General features: G+C 41.0%; 1 protein-coding gene and 1 pseudogene. One reads left to right on the top strand and one right to left on the bottom strand.

The window, feature by feature from the left end; all coding sequences use genetic code 11:
* Positions 1–600 (bottom strand): annotated as a pseudogene (locus tag AB5935_RS26465) (rhamnogalacturonan lyase); the annotation flags it as partial.
* 250 nt (positions 601–850) lie between these two features.
* On the opposite strand from AB5935_RS26465, the gene AB5935_RS26460 reads away from it, so the two are divergent.
* A partial coding sequence (locus AB5935_RS26460) for a glycoside hydrolase family 88 protein (RefSeq protein WP_368327923.1) occupies positions 851–1,321 on the top strand: 471 nt, incomplete at its 3' end.

The following is a 1,321-nucleotide window of genomic DNA, read 5'->3' as shown; positions in this document are numbered from 1 at the left end:
TAGTTTATAAGCATCCAGATATACAGGACCTGTCACACCGGAGAAAGAATTGTCGGCTTGGTTGGAAGGATTCCATTTTACAATGATTTCATATTCCCCATCTCCGTCCAAATCACCTACGCTGCAATCACCTGGAACATACGTATATGCTTGCCCTTCCGGATACTCCTGTACCACAGGTGGGTGTTTGGCTCTGACATAAGTGACACCCGGAGGAGTTGTTCCGCCTTGCGGACGATTCATCTGGATGGTCAGGAATTCTTCTGCCCAAGGTGTCACTTCTTTAGAAGAAGAAGTCTCTTTACTATTCACAATGGTTCTCACCACATATTTATCACTCGGTTTGCCAGAATTGTCAGTTAGGTTGGTCGCTTCTCCAGCGGATAAGGATTTGAACAGTTTCCCGTTTTTGTAGACATTGAAAGCTGCATCTCTTTCATTGCCTAACAAGCGCCAGCTGATAAAGACACCGCTGTCCGTTTTTACTGCTACTAGTCCTCTGTCCAATGCTTCCATCTGGCGTTGCTTTCCCTGTGCGGAAATCATTCCTGAAGTGAGGAATCCTATGATAAGGATGAAATAAAATACTGCGTTTTTCATTTTCCTTTTTATTAATGTTTATGTATGTCCCGATTATAAAAGGACACACAAAGGACGGCATTTAAAATTAGCATTAACTAGACAAATATACAAAAACATGGAAAATATTATTTTCCGGGCTGTCTATATTATTGTTTCCGGCATATTTGAATTGTAGTTAATGGATTAGTACTGCTCTCTATTTAGACATGGAAGCTTACCCCTACTTTTGTATCAAAGAATAAATTTATCAATAATTAAACTTATATCCATGAGAAAACAAATACTGGTTGTTTTGTTACTTTTGTCCGGATGGAGTTCACTTCCGGCCCAATCTCTTCCCGACCGGAAAGAGACGTTGAAAACCATTATCAAGGTGAATGATTATTTCATGAAGAAGTATGCGGATTATACCCGTCCCAGTTATGTCAGTAAATTCAGGCCCAGCAATATATGGACACGCGGTGTCTATTATGAGGGTTTGATGGCTCTGCATACTATCTATCCCCGTTCGGATTATTATGATTATGCTTATGACTGGGCCGATTTCCATAAATGGGGGATGCGTGGCGGTAATATCACCCGTAATGCGGATGACCACTGTTGCGGACAGGCATATATCGAATTATACAAGATTTCTCCCGATCCTGCGAAAATAAAAAATATAAAGGCATCGATGGATATGTTAGTCAACACTCCGCAAGTGAATGACTGGACTTGGATTGATGCCATTCAGATGGGA

It is taken from the genome of Phocaeicola sp. RTP21198st1_B8_RTP21198_201120, from assembly GCF_040929485.1.
Taxonomy (GTDB): Bacteria; Bacteroidota; Bacteroidia; order Bacteroidales; family Bacteroidaceae; genus Phocaeicola; species Phocaeicola dorei.
This window is presented reverse-complemented; position numbering and strand designations above follow the sequence as displayed.